The organism is Pseudoalteromonas ruthenica (assembly GCF_008808095.1).
GTDB lineage: Bacteria > Pseudomonadota > Gammaproteobacteria > Enterobacterales > Alteromonadaceae > Pseudoalteromonas > Pseudoalteromonas ruthenica.
This window is the reverse complement of the sequence record NZ_CP023396.1, coordinates 284,639-302,796: the sequence shown is the minus strand read 5'-3', so window position 1 is coordinate 302,796 and position 18,158 is coordinate 284,639. Positions and strand designations below refer to the sequence as shown.

Annotated in this window: 16 protein-coding genes; 7 read left to right on the top strand and 9 right to left on the bottom strand. The window is 46.8% G+C overall.

Going from position 1 to position 18,158, the window contains the following annotated elements; genetic code table 11:
- Positions 1 to 34 precede the first annotated feature (34 nt).
- Complete coding sequence (locus PRUTH_RS01380; RefSeq protein ID WP_151172350.1) at positions 35 to 1,825, bottom strand: type 1 glutamine amidotransferase family protein; 1,791 nt, start codon at positions 1,823 to 1,825, stop codon at positions 35 to 37.
- Between the two features lie 237 nt (positions 1,826 to 2,062).
- Here PRUTH_RS01380 and folE2 point away from each other — a divergent pair, with 237 nt between their 5' ends.
- The 4 genes from folE2 to PRUTH_RS01360 all read left to right on the top strand — a co-directional run bounded on the left by folE2 (position 2,063) and on the right by PRUTH_RS01360 (position 5,393).
- Positions 2,063 to 2,986, top strand: a complete 924-nt coding sequence (gene folE2, locus PRUTH_RS01375) for a GTP cyclohydrolase FolE2 (RefSeq protein WP_151172349.1) — start codon at positions 2,063 to 2,065, stop codon at positions 2,984 to 2,986.
- Between the two features lie 68 nt (positions 2,987 to 3,054).
- Complete coding sequence (locus PRUTH_RS01370) at positions 3,055 to 3,672, top strand: DUF2726 domain-containing protein (RefSeq protein WP_022944141.1); 618 nt, start codon at positions 3,055 to 3,057, stop codon at positions 3,670 to 3,672.
- Positions 3,673 to 3,743: 71 nt separating this feature from the next.
- Positions 3,744 to 4,451, top strand: a complete 708-nt coding sequence (gene mtnN, locus PRUTH_RS01365) for a 5'-methylthioadenosine/S-adenosylhomocysteine nucleosidase (RefSeq protein WP_022944142.1) — start codon at positions 3,744 to 3,746, stop codon at positions 4,449 to 4,451.
- Positions 4,452 to 5,393 carry a cobalamin biosynthesis protein gene (locus tag PRUTH_RS01360; protein WP_151172348.1) on the top strand — a complete coding sequence of 314 codons (942 nt, stop codon included), beginning with the start codon at positions 4,452 to 4,454 and terminating at the stop codon, positions 5,391 to 5,393. It begins immediately after the preceding gene.
- 40 nt (positions 5,394 to 5,433) lie between these two features.
- Here PRUTH_RS01360 and tyrS read toward each other — a convergent pair whose 3' ends face one another.
- Positions 5,434 to 6,636 carry a tyrosine--tRNA ligase gene (gene tyrS / locus PRUTH_RS01355; protein WP_045978528.1) on the bottom strand — a complete coding sequence of 401 codons (1,203 nt, stop codon included), beginning with the start codon at positions 6,634 to 6,636 and terminating at the stop codon, positions 5,434 to 5,436.
- Positions 6,637 to 6,789: 153 nt separating this feature from the next.
- On the opposite strand from tyrS, the gene PRUTH_RS01350 reads away from it, so the two are divergent.
- Complete coding sequence (locus PRUTH_RS01350; RefSeq protein WP_022944145.1) at positions 6,790 to 8,103, top strand: peptidoglycan DD-metalloendopeptidase family protein; 1,314 nt, start codon at positions 6,790 to 6,792, stop codon at positions 8,101 to 8,103.
- A 60-nt stretch (positions 8,104 to 8,163) separates the two neighbouring features.
- Here PRUTH_RS01350 and PRUTH_RS19095 read toward each other — a convergent pair whose 3' ends face one another.
- The 4 genes from PRUTH_RS19095 to PRUTH_RS01335 form a co-directional block, all read right to left on the bottom strand.
- Positions 8,164 to 8,340 carry a hypothetical protein gene (locus PRUTH_RS19095; protein WP_022946927.1) on the bottom strand — a complete coding sequence of 59 codons (177 nt, stop codon included), beginning with the start codon at positions 8,338 to 8,340 and terminating at the stop codon, positions 8,164 to 8,166.
- A gap of 199 nt (positions 8,341 to 8,539) precedes the next feature.
- Positions 8,540 to 9,670, bottom strand: a complete 1,131-nt coding sequence (locus PRUTH_RS01345) for a sodium ion-translocating decarboxylase subunit beta (protein ID WP_022946928.1) — start codon at positions 9,668 to 9,670, stop codon at positions 8,540 to 8,542.
- A gap of 8 nt (positions 9,671 to 9,678) precedes the next feature.
- Positions 9,679 to 11,460: a sodium-extruding oxaloacetate decarboxylase subunit alpha gene (oadA, locus tag PRUTH_RS01340; protein ID WP_151172347.1), complete on the bottom strand. Its 1,782-nt coding sequence runs from the start codon at positions 11,458 to 11,460 to the stop codon at positions 9,679 to 9,681.
- 12 nt (positions 11,461 to 11,472) lie between these two features.
- The gene (locus PRUTH_RS01335) at positions 11,473 to 11,715 is read right to left on the bottom strand and encodes an OadG family protein (protein ID WP_022946930.1); all 243 of its coding nucleotides are present in this window, start codon (positions 11,713 to 11,715) and stop codon (positions 11,473 to 11,475) included.
- Positions 11,716 to 12,156: 441 nt separating this feature from the next.
- On the opposite strand from PRUTH_RS01335, the gene PRUTH_RS01330 reads away from it, so the two are divergent.
- Entirely contained in the window at positions 12,157 to 15,105 is a 2,949-nt protein-coding gene (locus PRUTH_RS01330; protein ID WP_022946931.1) for a TonB-dependent receptor domain-containing protein, read from the top strand.
- A gap of 61 nt (positions 15,106 to 15,166) precedes the next feature.
- On the opposite strand, the gene PRUTH_RS01325 is transcribed toward PRUTH_RS01330, so the two are convergent.
- Complete coding sequence (locus PRUTH_RS01325) at positions 15,167 to 16,108, bottom strand: hypothetical protein (RefSeq protein ID WP_151172346.1); 942 nt, start codon at positions 16,106 to 16,108, stop codon at positions 15,167 to 15,169.
- A 39-nt stretch (positions 16,109 to 16,147) separates the two neighbouring features.
- Between PRUTH_RS01325 and PRUTH_RS01320 the strand changes: the two genes are divergently transcribed.
- On the top strand, positions 16,148 to 16,621 hold the full coding sequence (locus PRUTH_RS01320) for a YcxB family protein (RefSeq protein ID WP_138587894.1): 474 nt from the start codon (positions 16,148 to 16,150) through the stop codon (positions 16,619 to 16,621).
- Positions 16,622 to 16,646: 25 nt separating this feature from the next.
- Here the strand turns inward: PRUTH_RS01320 and csrA are convergent, their stop codons facing one another.
- Together csrA and PRUTH_RS01310 are read right to left on the bottom strand one after the other, a co-directional pair.
- On the bottom strand, positions 16,647 to 16,838 hold the full coding sequence (gene csrA / locus PRUTH_RS01315) for a carbon storage regulator CsrA (protein ID WP_022946934.1): 192 nt from the start codon (positions 16,836 to 16,838) through the stop codon (positions 16,647 to 16,649).
- Between the two features lie 93 nt (positions 16,839 to 16,931).
- Positions 16,932 to 18,146 (bottom strand): aspartate kinase, encoded by a 1,215-nt coding sequence (locus PRUTH_RS01310; protein ID WP_151172345.1) that lies wholly within the window; start codon positions 18,144 to 18,146, stop codon positions 16,932 to 16,934.
- Positions 18,147 to 18,158: the final 12 nt, after the last annotated feature.

The window sequence follows — 18,158 nt, the reverse complement described above, 5'->3', positions numbered from 1 at the left end:
GGGTTTTGCTACAAACCCCTTTATTGTAATCAACTTAGAGTGCCTTTGGCAGTATCTGCGTTGAGATTCTTGCAAACGAGCATACGCCGATGCGTTTGCCGCCTTTTGCGAGTACGCCTTTTCGCATGTTCGTGGCGCCACTGGCTTTTAAGGTTAACTCAAAGCGCTGTGAATCAATATCCGTGCTACCACTGGCAGTTGCAGCTCCGGTGTTGCACTGCATTTGTCCGAGCTTATGGTAATTAGAGCGGCTAAATGGCGTGGACGAATTCACTAATGGTCCGGCGGTTGTGGTATTGATGGCTTGCTTCCATGGCGCTAATTCAACGTTAATCATGTCATTACGCAGCATGATTTTGTCTTCATGAGTCAAGAAGTAACTGTCAAAAGGGCCAAACTGCATTGCTGTAGCCATAGAGTCATTGCTTTGACGTAAGTCACCAAGCCATAGCCCACCCTCGCCAAATACTTGCATCTGCATGTACTCGCCGTCATCACTTTCACTGCTGATGCGGGCATAACTGTCACTATCGAGACCAAAAATTAAATTACTGCTGTTATCAATACCGGTTTTAATTAGACGCGGCTGATTACCATACTTGGCTACTTTAGTATCCAAGGTGCCCCAGTTAAACAAACCTAGCACACCCGATTGCATATAGCTTAGTTCACGGCTATTTACCACTGAGATACAGTCCACTCCCAAGCGACAAGCTTCAAAACCATTGCTGTAAACCGTGGGTCGCCCAGTCAACACCTGCACGCCATCACCAGAGAGTACAGTGGCATTGTTTTTACCACCGACCAAGGCATGCACTGCATCACCCTGCGCGGCGACCATTAATTGCCCTTTTGCCACCATATCTTGTATTTTTGTTAGCAACTCACTGGGCTGGTTAGCATTTTTATAAAACGCATGATATAGCAGTAGCGGGCTTGAATCGGCTATAAACACCGCGTCAGATTTACGCAGAAGGTTATATAGCTTCTCTGGGTCGCGACACAGTTTTTGCTGCTTTTGATAAAGATCAGGGTATAGCACATCACGGCGGAAGCTCGCTAACTTCGACACCTGATAATCAGCCAAGCTATCGCACAACTTGGTATCTTGAGCACTCATTACCGTTTGCATAGCCCCATCGATAGCGAGCCAATGCGCTTCAAAGCCAAGCTGCTCAAATAAGGACTGATAATAATCAACATCGCGATAGGGGTCGCGGCTGCCACCGGTGATAAAGGCAACACGCGGTTTGCGTTTGGCATCGGCAATCTTTTGCGCATCACTAAGCAGCTGCGCAAACGCCTCTTTGGTTACCCAATTACGCGTGCCCTGAACATCAACTTCGCCTTGGCGACGACGCTTACCATTCGCTTGTTTTTGCTCGAGTAAATCAAAAAAGTTACGCTGTTCGAAATCAAATAAGTTAAACCAAAATTCACGTGCTGATATATCGCTACCAGTAAGGGTGAAATCACTGCGGCGCAGATAACGTTCGAATTCACGTTGGCCGAATGCTTCATCATTAAAATGCCTTTTCGCCGCATTTAATAACTCGACTGCCTGGGCGCGAATATCGGGCTGCTCGGTCCAGGCCATATCGGCAATACGGCCTAGGCCTTCTTCTGTAATTTGATAAATTGGCTGTTGTTTATAAGTATCCTTACTTAAGCTTTTGCGGGATTCAGAATTACAATATCTCAGCCTTTCGCTGGAGCACACCTGCAGGTCGTCAGCAAACAACATCAGCTGAGGCTTGGCGAACGCAGCAACACTACAGCTACTTAACATCGCCACAGTGGCGGCTTTTTTTAGAATTGATTTCATCGGACTGGTCATTATTGTTATTTTGCAAGTTATGGGTGTAAATAGCGCGTCTTAACAGCAACACACAATGTTAACAATTACTGGACAATAAAGGAAGCATGTTGTCGCCACTTAGCTGCCAGCATTGCTTTACATATCTCTTCTTTGGCTTTTTATCCTGCAACTTTGAGCCGCTCCACATTTGCGCATTTTCAGGTAGAATGTCGCCTTTTCGTTGCTTCAATAATGAGGAAGGCTATGCCACATCCAATGCCAGATATCGCCAACACCAGCGCGTCTTCAGTACATCATACGCTTGATTGGGTGGGTATGAGCGCCATTGAAATACCTTTAAAAATTGCGACAAAGGGCATGGCAGCAACCGTTATTAATGCCAAAGCACAAGCCTTTGTGAACTTAATTGACACCCATGCCAAGGGCATTCACATGTCGCGCTTATTTTTGGCACTGGACCAACTTTCTAATGAGCCCAGCGTGACTCCTGCGCAACTCAAAACAACCCTTGATGCGTTTATCAGCTCCCATGACGATATTAGCGATAGAGCGCGACTCAGCCTCAGTTTTGAGCTTCCATTGCGCCGCAGTGCGTTGCTAAGCGATAACAGCGGCTGGAAATTCTATCCCATCACCTTAGACATGCAGTTAAATCAAGGGCAGCTGCGTGTTGAAGCCGGTGTTGAAGTAACCTACTCGTCTACTTGCCCTTGTTCAGCAGCCCTTGCAAGGCAATTGATTCAAGAAAACTTTAAACGCGACTTTGACGCCGAGAACTTGAACTTTGAACAAGTGCTAAAGTGGCTGGGCACAACAGAGGGGATCAGCGCCACCCCCCATTCTCAACGCTCCGTCGCACAAACCAAGGTGTTATTGGATGCACAGCTTGGCGAATTTGACTTCGTCGCCATCATCGATGAAATTGAGCAAACACTAAAAACCCCCGTGCAAACCGCCGTGAAACGAGAAGACGAGCAAGAGTTTGCACGATTAAATGGCGCCAATTTGATGTTTTGTGAAGATGCCGCTCGTAAGGTGAAAGCAGCGTTAGATGAGCGGGCAGACGTGCTCGATTTTTGGGTTCGCATTAACCACTATGAGTCGCTTCACGCCCATGACGCCGTAGCTATCACGACTAAAGGCCTGCCCCAGGGTTATCAACCCTAGCCAATTCAATTTTAGGCACGTTTATTGCTTTGATGTAAGCGTGTCAAAAATTCGTTTTGGAGTAAAAAATGGAATTCGCGCTTTTATCTATATTGGTGCTGGTTGTTGTTGCTTCCGTGGTGGCTTCCAAGTTCACTGATAATAACGAAAACCCTTATCCTTTCGTTCGTAAAAAAGAGATCTATACGCAGGTTGAGAGCGCCTTTCTATCGCTTCTAGAGCGGGCGGTTGGCGATAACTACCGGATCGTCAGCCGAGTCAAATTAGCAGATGTCATTGATTGCAAGGCGGGACTTTCTAGCAAATCACGGCGTATTGCCATGACTAAAACTAAGAATAAACAACTCGACTATGTATTGTTAGATAAACAGAAAATGACCATAGTCGCCGCCGTGGATCTGGTCAATAATGCCAATAAAGACGGCCACAAGGCACAGCGCGATTGGTTTGTTAGCGGTGCCCTAGAAACCGCCGGTATTCCTCATATTCGTATGAAAGTAAAAAGTGGCTACCGCGTTGAAGACGTACGCAACGCCATTTTATTTAAGATTGGCAAGCCAGAAACAGCAACAAAACGTAAACCGACGCGCACGCCAACGCGCCCAGCAGTGCTCTCGCCTTCGCAAGCCAAAGCGCAGACTAGCGGCTCAGCTATCGCTACATCGACCCAACTTGCAGAGATCTAATTAAGCCAATGCCATATTAAAACAGCCTTTGATATACTAAGGGCTGTTTTTGCTAATTAATCAGAGATGCTATGAAAGTAGGTATTATTGGCGCCATGGAGCCAGAAATCGCGATTTTGCGTGAACGCATGAGCGACGTAGAAACTCACCAACACGGTGGTTTTACTTTTTACCATGGGCAACTCAATACTCAGACTGTGACTTTAGTGCAATCAGGGATAGGTAAAGTCGCTGCCACCGTTGCAACCACCTTGTTGATCGACCACTTTCACCCTGATTGCGTTATCAATACAGGTTCAGCAGGCGGTTTTGACCAGCGTTTAGAAGTGGGTGATGTAGCTATTGCCAGCGAGCTACGCCACCATGACGTCGATGTTACCGCATTTGGTTACGAGTATGGCCAAGTACCACAAATGCCAGCGGCTTATGAGTCCCACCCACAATTGATACAAGTGGCCGAGCAATCAATTTCACAGCTTCAACAGTGTCAGTCGTTGGTTGGCTTAGTGTGTACAGGCGATTCATTTATGTGTGATCCTGAACGCATTGATGCAACACGCAAACAATTTCCAGCGATGCTTGCCGTGGAAATGGAAGGCGCCGCAATCGCTCAAGCCTGCCACTTACTTGATACGGCCTTTGTGGTTATCCGCTCACTGTCTGATATCGCCGGCAAAGAGTCGCCGCATTCATTCGAAGAATACTTAGAAGTCGCATCGAAGAATTCATCGGCTATGGTGATGGCGATGCTAACGAAACTTGATGGTGTCACCCTATAGATGCTGGTTGAGGCGCTAAGTGCTCAGCTTAGTTTGCTGTTATTACTTGCAGCCATTGCTTGCGAGCGTTGGCTGCCGCTCTCTCCTTGGTATCACCCTTTTACCCTGGCGCGCCTGGGCTTCAACAATTTAGTTAAACGCACTTTCAATCCGCAAGATAGTGTTGGCTACCATCTGCTGATAGCCATACTGTCACTGGCTCTGTGTGTGTTGTTGCCGCTGACATTAATCGCGCTGTTCTCCCATTTAGTTTACTACCCAGAGGCATTATCTGCGCTCTTGCTCTACCTGAGCCTAGACTCCCACACAATCCGCAGCAAAAGCACGCGTATTGCTTTGGCATTAAAGCAGCAACGTAAATCACTCGCTCGGGCACTACTAGCAACTATTGTGGTACGTGATTGTGAGCGTTTGAATAGTCAGGGTGTCGCCAAAGCTTGCATTGAGAGTGTGGTGCTGCGCATGCTTCATACCTACTTTGCACCACTATTACTGTATTGTTTATTTGGCGGCATGGCTGCCCTCGCCTACAGTTTAACGTGGACTCTGCACACGGCCATGCGCAAGCATGCTTTGCCATCGAGTCCTTATCTCTACGCCAGTAAATGGTTACTAACTCTTTGCTGTGTAGCGGCCCTAGTAATGTACTTGCTACCGCTGGCGATGATGACCCAACAGCGTAAACTATGGCGTTACTTGCGGATATATGGCCGGCACTTTTATCACCGCGTTAGCGGGTTTACTCTCAGTGTTTTCAGTGCATTATTGCAAGTACAGCTTGGCGGGCCAGCCTTTTATCAAGGCCATCGTTTTGAGCGCATGCGTATTGGTGTGGATCATTTGCCTGATGACAAAACAATCAAAGCAACATTGAAATATATTGACGGTGTTAACGTGCTTTGGCTGGCGGTTATAGCACTTAGCCACATAGCGTGGGCGTAAAAAAAGCCGCTTTAAGCGGCTTTTTCTGTAGTATCAATTCTTAGGCAAGAGTCACTTTTGCAAAGCGACGTTTACCAACCTGGTAAACTTCGGTGCTGCCTTTAGCCACCATTTGCTTGCTATCTGTTACCTTGGTTTCGCCATTAATTTTCACAGCACCCTGTTTAATCATGCGAATCGCTTCTGAAGTGCTAGCCACAAGCTGGGCTTCCTTAAGCAAGGCGGTGATCATCATCTCATCGCCATCACATTCAATGGTTAGCTCGTTAATATCATCAGGCAGCGCGTTTTTAGAGAAACGCTTGGTAAAATCTGCGTGAGCTTGCTCAGCCGCTTGCTCATCATGGAAACGCGCAATAATCTCTTTCGCTAAGGCAATTTTGATATCACGCGGATTCGCGCCGTTGCTGACTTGCTCCTTCAACTCCGCAATTTGCTCAAGTGACTTGGTACTTAGCAACTCATAGTAACGCCACATAAGATCATCGGAGATAGACATCATTTTGCCAAACATATCGTTAGCAGAGTCAGTAATTCCTATGTAGTTACCCAGAGACTTAGACATTTTCTGCACGCCATCAGTGCCCTCAAGCAACGGCATCATCAGCACTGTTTGCGGCTTTTGCCCTTCGTCTTTTTGCAATTCACGGCCCATCAACAGGTTAAAACGCTGATCGGTGCCACCAAGCTCAACATCGGCCTCAAGTGCGACTGAATCCCACCCCTGTACTAACGGATACAAAAACTCGTGAATGGCGATGGATTGACCACTTGCATAACGTTTTTTAAAGTCATCGCGCTCGAGCATGCGTGCTACGGTTTGGCGAGCAGCTAACTTTATCATTCCTGCGGTGCCTAGCTTTTCCATCCATTGCGAGTTAAATGCAATGGTGGTTTTTTCTGGATCGAGGATTTTAAAGACTTGCTCTTTATAGGTTTCGGCGTTAGCTAACACATCTTCACGGGTCAAAGGTTTACGAGTCACGTTTTTACCCGTTGGATCGCCTATCATTCCAGTAAAGTCGCCAATTAAAAAGATCACTTCATGGCCAAGGTCCTGAAACGTTTTTAGCTTATTAATAAGCACCGTATGACCTAAATGTAAATCTGGCGCTGTAGGATCAAACCCAGCTTTAATTCGTAGCTTTTTCCCTGACTTAAGGCGTTCAGCGAGTTCTTCCTCAAGTAAAATTTCCTCAGCACCGCGTTTAATTTCTGCCAGCGCTGTCTGCAAGTCTGTCATTTATTTCTCCGATAAAAAAATGTGCTAACCGCGCGATTCTAGCGCAATTCGCGCCGGGTTTAAATGCACAAAATACTGGTATTTGCCCTTTATAACGTATATGCTCAGCCTTTGGTTAGATTTGTTTTCCTTAACAGCAGAAAAAGGTAGGTTATGGTAAACGTGGTTCACAAGCTCCCCAAAAAACACAAATTGCTCATTGTGGGCTTTCTTGTCACGATTATTGCCCTGATGTTGATACCTACGGAAAGAGCCACAGCATCAAAGGATAACGACGCAAAGCCATTGGAGGTGGGTAAGCGTTACGAGCTTCAAGTTAAGCTTGAGGAAGACGAACAAATCACCGATTTGAACTCCCCCGAGCAAGCTCAGACTTTACCAACCTATGAGCACACCGATTACCAAGTACGTAACGGTGACAACCTTGCCCTGATTTTTAAACGTGCAGGCTTCTCCGCGCAAACCTTGTATAAATTGGTTAATACCAATGAAGAAACGAAAAAACTAACCAAAATTCACCCAGGTGAAGTGTTAAGTTTTGCAAAAAACGACAAGGGTGAGTTGCAGCAGCTCAAATATGTACTGAGCAAAACCGACACCTTGTTTGTTACGCTTAACGAAGAGGGACGCTACGACACCTCTATCGACTCCAAAGAAATTGAAACCCTCACTAAAACAGCGTCTGGTACAGTCAATGGCAGCCTATGGACAGCCGGTATCTCGGCAGGGCTAAGTGAGAAGCAAATTATGAACTTTGCCACCATCTTTGGCTGGGACGTGGATTTTGCCAATGATCTGCGTAAAGGCGATCAGTTTAGCTTGCTGTATGAAACACACCACGTTGACGGCGAGTATATTGGCACAGGGAAAATCATCGCTGCTGAATTTATCAACCAAGGCGAACGTTATGCCGCAGTGCGCCACACTGATGGTAACTTCTACACGCCTGAAGGTCGAAGTATGAAAAAAGCCTTCTTACGAGCGCCAGTTAATTTTAAATACATCAGTTCAAGCTTTAATCCGCGTCGCCTCCATCCAGTAACTAAAACGGTGAAGCCACACCGTGGTATTGATTACGCCGCGCGCACAGGTACGCCCGTGGTAGCCGCTGGTAACGGCAAAGTTATTAAAGCAGGTTACAGCCGTTTTAATGGTAATTATGTGTTCATTAAACACGGCAATACCTATGTAACTAAGTACTTGCACTTAAATAAACGCAAAGTAAAAAATGGCCAAAAAGTGAAACAAGGTCAGCTTATTGGCACTGTCGGAGCCACCGGTCGCGTTACCGGCCCCCACTTACACTATGAGTTCCTTGTAAACGGTGTACATCGTAATCCTCGTACCGTTGAACTGCCAAAATCTGAGCCGCTTCCCGCTGGCGAATTAGCCAAGTTCAAACCAGTAGCCGATACACTGCTTGCGCAGCTGGTTAGAGAGCGAGAAATGCAGCTGGCGATGAACTAATCATCGACATAAAAAAAGCACCTTAGGGTGCTTTTTTTATGTCTACTATATCGCAAGTCCTTACCTAAATAACATATAAAGCAATTGCACCACTAAGCTTATGCCAACGAGTGGCAAGATATACTTGCGAAAGCGCATCATTTTATTGAGCCCTAACTGATGTTGGTAGCGTTCTAGTAACGGCACCAAAATAGCCAGCGAAACAAATAATACAATGATGATGATAATAGCGTTCATAGCCGCTCCCTATTTTGACTGTTATGGCTAGCCATGGACTGCTTTGTTAGTCCCAACTCATGCTCTAGCATGCACTTATAACACTTAATCGCAAAACTATGAAACCGGCCTCAGCCATAAAAAAGCGCGCCCCACCGAATTCGAATAGGACGCGCAAATGGCTAGGAAGTGCCTAAATAGATAAATTTCTCGGCAGAGGTTAGCCCACCAAAGCCAGTAAAATACCTGCAGCCACAGCGCTACCAAGAACGCCAGCAACGTTTGGCCCCATGGCATGCATCAATAAAAAGTTATGTGGGTTGTTTTCCAAGCCAACCTTATTGACCACGCGAGCAGCCATAGGCACAGCAGATACACCGGCTGCCCCTACTAAGGGGTTAATGGGTGATGACGATAATCTATTCAGCCCTTTTGCCATGAATACACCTGACGCCGTGCCAATAGAAAATGCCAAGGCTCCTAACGCTAGAATACCAATGGTTTCCACCGTCAGAAATTGCTCAGCAGCTAGCTTTGAGCCCACTGCTAGGCCAAGGAAAATAGTCGTTATATTGATCAGCTCATTCTGCGCTGTGCTACTGAGCCTATCGACGACACCTGACTCACGCATTAAGTTGCCCAAACAGAACATTCCCACCAACGGCGTTGCTGCCGGTAAAAACATCGCAGTTAACGCCAGAACCATAAGTGGAAAAATAATTTTTTCCTTTTTTGAAACCGCTCGTAACTGCGGCATCTCAATTTTACGCTCTTGCTCGGAGGTTAATGCTCGCATGATGGGTGGCTGGATAATGGGCACTAATGCCATATAAGAATACGCCGCCACTGCGATAGCACCGAGCAAGTCCGGGGCTAATTTAGAGGCTAAGAAAATAGCAGTCGGGCCATCGGCACCGCCAATGATGGCGATAGCAGATGCATCTTTGAGTGTGAATTCAAAGCCCGGCACAAAGTTCAAAGCAATAGCACCAAACAAGGTCGCAAAAATACCAAATTGCGCCGCAGCGCCCAGAAGTAGCATTCGCGGGTTCGCGATCAACGCGCTAAAGTCGGTAAGTGCCCCCACCCCCATAAAGATAAGCAGCGGAAAGACGCCGGAGTCAATGCCTATGTAATACACGTAATACAGAATGCCACCAGGGTCTGCCATACCAGCCACGGGGATATTTGTTAATATTGCCCCGAAGCCAATTGGCACCAATAGTAATGGCTCAAAATTACGCGCTATCGCCAAATATAACAGCCCACAACCGACTAAGATCATCACCAGTTGAGCGACGGAAAAGTTGGCAATGCCGGTGGCATGCCAGAGATTTAATACTCCTTCCATACCCCCTCCTAAACCAATGCAATTAAGGCATCGCCAGCGCTCACGGAGTCACCTTCACGCACTAACACATCACTGACCTCACCGCCGTGCAATGCGCGCACTTCAGTTTCCATCTTCATCGCTTCCATGATCATAACCACATCACCTTCACTCACGTGCTGACCAGGTTTGACTAAAACCTTGAAAACGTTGCCCGTTAGCGGTGCATTCAGTGTTTCCCCGCCACTAATCGCAGCCGACTGCGGTGGGTTTTCACCTTCACCCTCAACAGCACGCACACTCTCCAACTCACCACCGGGGGCGACGACAACATCATAGGCCTGACCATCGACACTAATGCTATAACGCTCTGGCCCTTGCTTTGTCGGTGCCGCCTTTGCCACAGCCTTTGGCTGCTCCGGCTCGGCGCTAGGCGCTGGTTCGAAAGCATCAGGGTTATTTCGATTCGCTAAGAACTTTAAACCGATTTGCGGGAATAGTGCATAGGTTAAAACGTCATCAACCACCTCGTCTGCTAACTCGAGGTTCTGCTCTTTCGCATGAGCATCTAGTTCCTCCTTCAGCTTGTCTAGCTCAGGCTCAATGAGGTCGGCAGGACGGCAACTAATTGCCTCTGCACCTTCTAAAACACGCTGTTGCAATTGGCTATCTACCGGTGCGGGTGTTGCTCCATACTCACCTTTAAGAACGCCTGCGGTTTCCTTAGTAATAGATTTGTAGCGCTCACCGGTAAGCACATTCAACACGGCCTGAGTGCCAACAATTTGTGAGGTGGGGGTGACCAAAGGTAAGTAACCTAAGTCTTTGCGGACTTTGGGGATTTCTTTGAGTACCTCGTCTAACTTATCGCCTGCGTTTTGCTCTTTTAACTGGTTTTCCATATTTGTGAGCATGCCACCGGGCACTTGCGCTAATAGGATGCGGCCATCAACGCCTTTCAAGCTACCTTCAAATTGCGCATACTTCTTACGTACTTCCCTAAAATAAGCCGCAATTTCCTCGAGTAACGTTTGGTCCAAACCGGTATCACGCGGGGTATCCTCTACAATAGCAACCACGGTCTCGGTGGCACTGTGACCATAGGTTTGACTCATACTAGAAACTGCCGTATCAAGCATATCAATGCCTGCATCAATGGCCTTTTGATAGGTTGCAGTGCTTAGTCCTGTGGTCGCATGGCATTGCATAGCAATGGGTAAAGACACGGTTTCCTTTAAGCCACGGATCAATTTATCGGCATCATAGGGCTTTAACAGCCCTGCCATATCTTTAATGCAAATAGAATGACAACCCATATCTTCTAGGCGCTTGGCCTGATCTAACCACATATCCAGCGTGTGGACCGGTGAAACGGTGTAAGAGATAGTGCCTTGTGCATGGGCGCCAATATTTACAGCGGCTTTGATTGCCGTCTCTAAATTACGCACATCATTCATCGCATCAAAGATACGAAACACATCAACGCCGTTGGCGTGAGCGCGCTCGACAAACTTAGTCACGACATCGTCACTGTAATGACGATAACCGAGTAAGTTCTGACCACGCAGTAGCATTTGCTGTTTAGTATTAGGCATCGCCGCTTTCAGGGCGCGGATACGATGCCAAGGGTCTTCACCTAAATAACGGATACAGGAGTCAAAGGTGGCCCCACCCCATGACTCCATTGACCAAAACCCAACCTGATCAAGCTTATCAGCGATCGGGAGCATATCCTCTAAGCGCATGCGTGTTGCCAATAAAGATTGATGCGCGTCTCGCAGTACTAATTCGGTAAGCTTTAATTTAGACATAATTGACCCTTATTATTGCTTCTTATACTGATGCACAGCCGCAGCAATAGCTGCAATATGCGCCTTTGAAGGGCGCTTACTGTGATGCGTGGTAGTGGCGCTAGCTTGTTGATTGGCTTGTGCTTGTTCTGTATCGGCAAAGATATATGACATTAGGCGTAAAGCGCCTATCAATATGAGTAGAAATACAAAGACCACCACCATACCGGTCGCCATAAGCCAAGCGGCTTCAATTAACAATGCTGTAATATCCATGCTCACCCCAGTGCAAATTTAGTTACTTTTTATTGATATTTAACCAACACCATATCAAAAAAAAAGAGAATGTCTACATAAGTGTAAATTGGTAATACCAATATTTATAACCTAGAAATTCTTGGAAGGAGACTTAAAAACCGCCAACAATGCCGTTATTTTAGCTTTATAGATAATAAAAATAGCGGATATAAATAAAATCTATACGAGAAAAAATTATCTTCATTAGCCATAAATGATGTTGAGAACCTGAAAAGAGATAATTGGTCATACCAAGATTGATTTAACATTGTTTACGTTGAGGGTTTTTGCTCTATTTTTTGACTCTAAGTCATTGGCAGGTTTGAACAAATCGGACTAAGCTTATGACGCTAAATAGGAACAACCGCAGTTTGATTGGCCCTGAAGTATTAGTCGTACTAATAACTAGGGAGAAAAACAATGTTAAAATCTAAACTGGCGCTGTCGCTACAAGTAGCGCTCGGCGTAGGTATTTCTTCATTCGTTATGCCTCAAGCACTCGCTGCGGGGGATGAAGAAGCCAAGGATATCGAGGTCATTGCCATCACTGGTAGTCGTATTCGCCAGCCTGGCGCTGTCTCAGCCAGCCCCATCACGTCCATTGGCGAGAAAGAGCTGCGCTTCCAACAAGAACCTGAAGTAGAGCAAATTCTACGTACTTTACCATCCACTATTCCCGGTGACGGCAGTAACGTGAACAACGGCTCTGGCGGTGCAGCAACGGTCAACTTAAGAGGCTTGGGTTCTCAGCGTTCATTGATACTGGTTAATGGCCGGCGAATGATCCCATATAACTACAACGGTTCGGTAGATACCTCAGTGATCCCTTCGGCACTGGTAGAGCGCATCGATGTAGTTACTGGTGGTGCTTCGGCCGTTTATGGCTCTGATGCCATTGCTGGGGCGGTTAACTTTGTCCTTAAAGATAATTTTGAAGGGATAGCCTTAGACACCTCGCACCAGCAAACAGACGAAAGTGACGGCGATAAAAGTAATATATCGCTTACCATCGGTTCTAACCTCGCTGACGACAGAGGTAACGTCGTACTCTCATTGGACTGGATGAAGCGTGACCAAGTGCTCCTTGGCGATCGTCCGTTGGGTTTACTTGGTATCGAAACCGCATCAGGCGCTAACTATGAGCAATTCCTAAATGGTCAACCGCCCGTTCCAGCGCCCTCTGAGTGTGAGGCCCCTAACTCAGTAGAAAGTGGTGGTTCTACAACGGCCATGCCCACACGCTTTGGTATTGTCGGAGCGGGTACCGCAGGCCAATTTAGAAATGATGGCACACTTGCTGCCGATACCTGTAGCGTGTTCAACTTCAACCCCTACAACTTCTATCAGACACCGTCCGAGCGCTACTCTGGTACGGCTCTCGCTCGTTACAACCTCACCGACGATCATGAAGTTTATTCATCACTCACTTACAGCTCGATCTCGGTAGATACACAGGTTGCGCCATCAGGCACATTTGGTGCTAGTTTCGAATTGCCACTATTTAACCCGTTAATTGGCGATCAAGCACAGCAATTTATGATTGATACGGGCAACAACGCGCTCGCTGATGGTCTCTTAAGTGACAGTAACTGGAATGATGTCAACGGCAATGGCGTCGTCGACTCTGAGGACTATTTAACTGTGCAGTTACGTCGGCGTACACTCGAACTCGGCCCCCGTACAGAGCGCTATGACACCTCGTTGTTCCAGTTTGTCACTGGCGTGAAAGGTTATGTGTTTGACGACTGGGAGTATGATGTTAGTTTCCAATATGGTGAGTCCAACCGTACCACCGTACGCGGTGGCTACACCAACCTAACTAACATCCAAAATGCCCTTGAAACCGAAGACGGTGTCACCTGCTTAAACGGCGACCCAACGTGCGTACCCATCAACCTGTTTGGTGGCTTTGGCACCATTACCGATGAAATGGCCGGTTATGCTACAGCTATTGCATTACAGCAGCAAAAGTACAGCCAGCGTATCGCAACTGCGACCATCAATGGTCCGATTGAGTTTATTGAAGTGCCGGGCGCCGGCGCACCACTATCAATGAGCTTTGGTTACGAGTACCGCAAAGAAAAAGGCTTATTTGAGCCTGATGAATGTTTGAAACTTGCACCAGCGAGCTGTCAGGGCGGTGCTGGAGGTAACCAGTTGCCTATTGAAGGTGGCTTCAGTGTTGATGAGCTGTTCATGGAAGGGTACTTGCCAGTCTTAGACGGTATGGCATTTGCTGATACGCTTGATGTGGAGTTTGGTTTCCGTTGGGCAGACTACGATACCGTGGGCTCTAATGAAACCTGGAAGCTTGGTTTCAACTGGCGCCCAGTTAGCAGCGTATTAGTACGTGTTATGCAACAGCAAGCGACGCGAGCTCCGAATGTGGGTGAAATCGCCTCTCCTGTGGTAACTGGCCTTGATAACGCGACTAGCGACCCTTGCTCGGTTGCCAACGCCGGTAACATCAGTGCTGAACTGCGCCAACTATGTATTTCCACTGGCATGACCGATGCGCAAGTGGGTAACGTGCAAGATGTGATATCAGGTCAAGTGCAAGTGATCTCCGGAAGCGATCCACTTAATCCACCTGACGCTGAAGAAGCAAGCACCTTTACAGCAGGTATTGTTTGGACTCCAGAGTTCGATACCTTGCAAAACTTCACTATCAGTTTAGATTACTATGATATTGATATTGATGACATCATCGGCGAGTTTTCAGCACAAGAAATCCTCGATGCCTGTTACAAGTTAGGTGATGCACAAGAGTGTGCCAAAATACAACGTGTGGGTGGCGATTTAACCGTCGCTGGTGCCGGGATTGAACAATTCACTACCAACCTCAAGAACTTGACCGCTGAGGGGGTTGAACTGGGCTTCAATTTCTTCGTGCCACTTGAGGACATGGGTGAGCTGCAGTTCTCAGGAACCATCAACAAGTATCTAACTCAAGAATCGCAAAGCTCTGATACAGCGCGAATTATCGACTGTAAAGGGTATTACAGTGCCAGCTGTGATCCCCTCGCAGAGATGCGCTGGGTGCAACGTACTACGTGGGCGATGGACGACTTTACCCTGTCATTGCAATGGCGTCACATTGACGGCATTGACGCAGAGCCAGTCGTTGCCGACGATTACTTCCCAGAGTTTAGAAGTATCGATTCCTACGATTACTTTGACTTGTATGCCAATTATCACCTTACCGATAATATCACCGCAAGTTTAGGTATAGATAACCTGTTCGAGAAAGATCCACCGGTTGTGGGCAATGAGGCAGGTGATACCAGCTCTAACTCGGGTAACACGTTCCCAAGTAACTATGACGTACTTGGTCGCAAATTTAAACTGGGCTTAAGGTTCCAGTTCTAATTCGCAGTGTTAACAAAAGCCGCGCCTAGCGCGGCTTTTTTATGCTTACCTGCCGCAGTAGCTAACCGTCATCTTCACAGCGAGGAATAGCGCTAGTTGTCAACAAGGGGGACACCTGAAAAGGCTGTGCTGAATCTACATTAACGGTTACATGAGCAATATCTAAAACCTGAAAATCGCCAGGTGCATTAAGATGCCAAAGCTGCGACTGACGCTGTGAAAAACAAAATTCACTGGTATCGCCATGCACCACTAAAATAGGATAATCACTGTGTTGAGCGAGCTTATCTAAGTACTGACGATAGACAGCAAAGCCATCACATTTTCGGTTATTGTCACTGCACACTCCCTGATCGCTACTTGAGCGAAAGATATCCGCTTGAAAAAAGACAACCATGGCGGTTAGGTCTTTATCAGCATGGCGTTTTAGCCATTGAATATTATGCTGATCTCGCTTTTTAACAGCCTGCAGCGCTTGTTTTTTATCAGACTTAAGAATTTGCGCACGACCATTATTGGTACCTACCACATGCACAGTTAGGTACTGCACTTGCTCTATACGCCAAGCCTGGTTTTCGGGCAGCTCAGGCTGGCGTTCATAATCGTGCAAGGCGACTGTATGAACAGCGAATTCTTTCCGTATAAAGCTTAGCCTCTCTAGCTCATCATAGCGTGTGCTAAGCCCTTTCCTATCGCAGTCGGTCCAATCATTGTCACCCGGTGTGTAGACAAAGGGCCGCTCACTAAGATTAGATAACAGCTGGTAGTTGCCGCGCAGAACATGATCGGTACAAGCGACAGCTCCAGCCTTAATATCACCGACGTGGACAATAAAATGATGTGGGGTTTGCCGCACGCCTTGATATAATGGCCCTGCAGGTGGGGTGAGCAGCGCTTCATCGATAGGGGAATATGGCATATCGCCAAAGACCAAAAATTGGTGTTGGGCGCCAACCGTAGCGCTGAAAAGCGCGGCCGTTAATGCCATAAAAATCGCGCGCATACCTGCCTCTATATTAATCAAGTTCGTATAACGAGTACTATGAATTACCACACTAGCTATATTTTAGATAAAGACTACTACCACGAAAGCTTTGAGCAGTCTTTGCCCTTCAGCCATCGCCGCCAACTCAAATATCCACTGGTGCTCTTACTCGTAGGACTTGCTCTTTTTAGCATGTTTAAGTTGCAAAATAACTACCTTGGTTATTTTTTGTTTGCTTTAGCTATTTTAGAAGTGGTTGCCTACAAATATCAGCAACCTTGGTGGGTGGCACGACAGCGATTAACAAGAGCTGCTGGAAATGAAGTGACGCTACGGGTTGATGAGCAAGGAATTAGTACCGAGATTAATGCCCATAAGAAGCAATACTCATGGCCACAAATTAAAGAGGTATTGAGTACGCAGAAGGGAATAATTATTGTCACCGATAAAGGAGCTAGGCACTATTTTCCCGCACGAGTGCTCAATGAGGAAGTGATTGCATTTATCTTTGATAAAAATAAAGCCACTTGATAGTGGCTTGTATGAATTCGTTTATTTATGCGTTGCCCGGATTTGAGTCCGATTTTTCGGCTTGGATTCGCATGTAAATCTCTTCGCGGTGAACAGACACATCCTTTGGTGCATTCACACCGATACGCACTTGGTTACCCTTAACGCCTAAAACAGTCACTGTGACTTCATCACCAATCATTAAGGTTTCACCAACTCGACGAGTAAGAATTAGCATTCGCTTGCTCCCATAGTTCCAAATTAGTAAAAAATTCCGTCTCCGGCATTCTAAAGAATAATCACTCTAAAAGTAAGTAAAACTTAAAAGCGATTATTCACTTGCCGTTAAAAAAGCCGCATGTAATGCACGTACGCCCAATTCCAAGTACTTTCGTTCAATAAGAACTGAAAGCTTTATTTCTCCTGAGCTAGCGACGACTACATCTATATTTTCATCGGCTAACACGCGAAAAAATCGCCCCGTAATTGGCGTGTTCGTTTTTATCCCTGCGCCAACTATAGACAACATGGCGAGGTCGTCACGACTATCTATTTTGGCCCCGCTTAAAGCATCACTTTCTTGCAATAAACTCATTGCTTGTTGCAAATCTAAGCTGGGTACACTTATAGCATAGTCTACTTTTCCAACTTTTTGATTAACTTGGTTAATCATGTCTATTTCGATGCCTTTTTCAGCCAAGAGTTCCACTATATTTGCTAAAGTAGAACCATCGTTTGAGCAGTCATTTATAAAGATAAGCGCTTGCTCACGCTTGGAGGCAATTCCCGAAACAGTCTGTTGTTGCATACCTTCATCCTCGTAATCAACGCGCGTTCCTTCCCCAACACTAAAGCTAGATAACACCCGCAATGGCATTTTATAATGCGCAGCGGCTTCCACTGCACGAATATGCAATACCTTCGCGCCTAAACTAGCCATCTCTAGCATGACCTGCACTGACACGCTCGACAGCTTCCATGCCCCAGGTTCGATACGAGGATCAGTCGTATATACGCCGTCAACGTCGGTATAGATCTGACATTCTTGAGCATTTATCGCAGCGGCAATGGCCACTGCCGAAGTGTCGCTACCGCCGCGCCCCAGAGTGGTAATATTTCCCTCCAAATCACGGCCTTGAAACCCTGCTGCGATAACAATGCGACCATGTTCAATTTCTTGACGTAAGCGGGCACTGTTGATGTCATTGATACGTGCTTTGGTAAAGAGGTTGTCGGTGCGAATACCCAGTTGATCGCCCAACAGGCTGATGGCGGGGTAGCCTCGGCGGATCAGTGCCATCGCTAGAAGACTGGCACTTACTTGCTCTCCGGTACTGACTAATGCATCAAGTTCACGAGGACTGGGGGAGCTATCAACTTGCTCAGCTAACGCTAATAATCGATTGGTTTCGCCTGACATTGCTGACACCACAGCCACAATGTGGTGGCCCTGCTGACGTTGGCGAATAATGATATCGGCGACGGCCTCAATACGCTCAATCGAGCCTACCGAGGTGCCGCCAAACTTTTGAACTAACAGTGCCACGAATAAATACGC

Bases quoted from the DNA above. Each gene is read 5' to 3' on its own strand.
- mtnN (WP_022944142.1), top strand. From the start codon at position 3,744: ATGAAAGTAGGTATTATTGGCGCCATGGAGCCAGAAATCGCGATTTTG.
- PRUTH_RS01320 (WP_138587894.1), top strand. From the start codon at position 16,148: ATGAATTACCACACTAGCTATATTTTAGATAAAGACTACTACCACGAA.
- tyrS (WP_045978528.1), bottom strand. From the start codon at position 6,636: ATGACAGACTTGCAGACAGCGCTGGCAGAAATTAAACGCGGTGCTGAG.
- PRUTH_RS01380 (WP_151172350.1), bottom strand. From the start codon at position 1,825: ATGAAATCAATTCTAAAAAAAGCCGCCACTGTGGCGATGTTAAGTAGC.
- folE2 (WP_151172349.1), top strand. From the start codon at position 2,063: ATGCCACATCCAATGCCAGATATCGCCAACACCAGCGCGTCTTCAGTA.
- PRUTH_RS01345 (WP_022946928.1), bottom strand. From the start codon at position 9,670: ATGGAAGGAGTATTAAATCTCTGGCATGCCACCGGCATTGCCAACTTT.
- PRUTH_RS01350 (WP_022944145.1), top strand. From the start codon at position 6,790: ATGGTAAACGTGGTTCACAAGCTCCCCAAAAAACACAAATTGCTCATT.
- PRUTH_RS01335 (WP_022946930.1), bottom strand. From the start codon at position 11,715: ATGGATATTACAGCATTGTTAATTGAAGCCGCTTGGCTTATGGCGACC.
- PRUTH_RS01360 (WP_151172348.1), top strand. From the start codon at position 4,452: ATGCTGGTTGAGGCGCTAAGTGCTCAGCTTAGTTTGCTGTTATTACTT.
- PRUTH_RS19095 (WP_022946927.1), bottom strand. From the start codon at position 8,340: ATGAACGCTATTATCATCATCATTGTATTATTTGTTTCGCTGGCTATT.
- PRUTH_RS01330 (WP_022946931.1), top strand. From the start codon at position 12,157: ATGTTAAAATCTAAACTGGCGCTGTCGCTACAAGTAGCGCTCGGCGTA.
- oadA (WP_151172347.1), bottom strand. From the start codon at position 11,460: ATGTCTAAATTAAAGCTTACCGAATTAGTACTGCGAGACGCGCATCAA.
- PRUTH_RS01370 (WP_022944141.1), top strand. From the start codon at position 3,055: ATGGAATTCGCGCTTTTATCTATATTGGTGCTGGTTGTTGTTGCTTCC.
- csrA (WP_022946934.1), bottom strand. From the start codon at position 16,838: ATGCTAATTCTTACTCGTCGAGTTGGTGAAACCTTAATGATTGGTGAT.
- PRUTH_RS01325 (WP_151172346.1), bottom strand. From the start codon at position 16,108: ATGCGCGCGATTTTTATGGCATTAACGGCCGCGCTTTTCAGCGCTACG.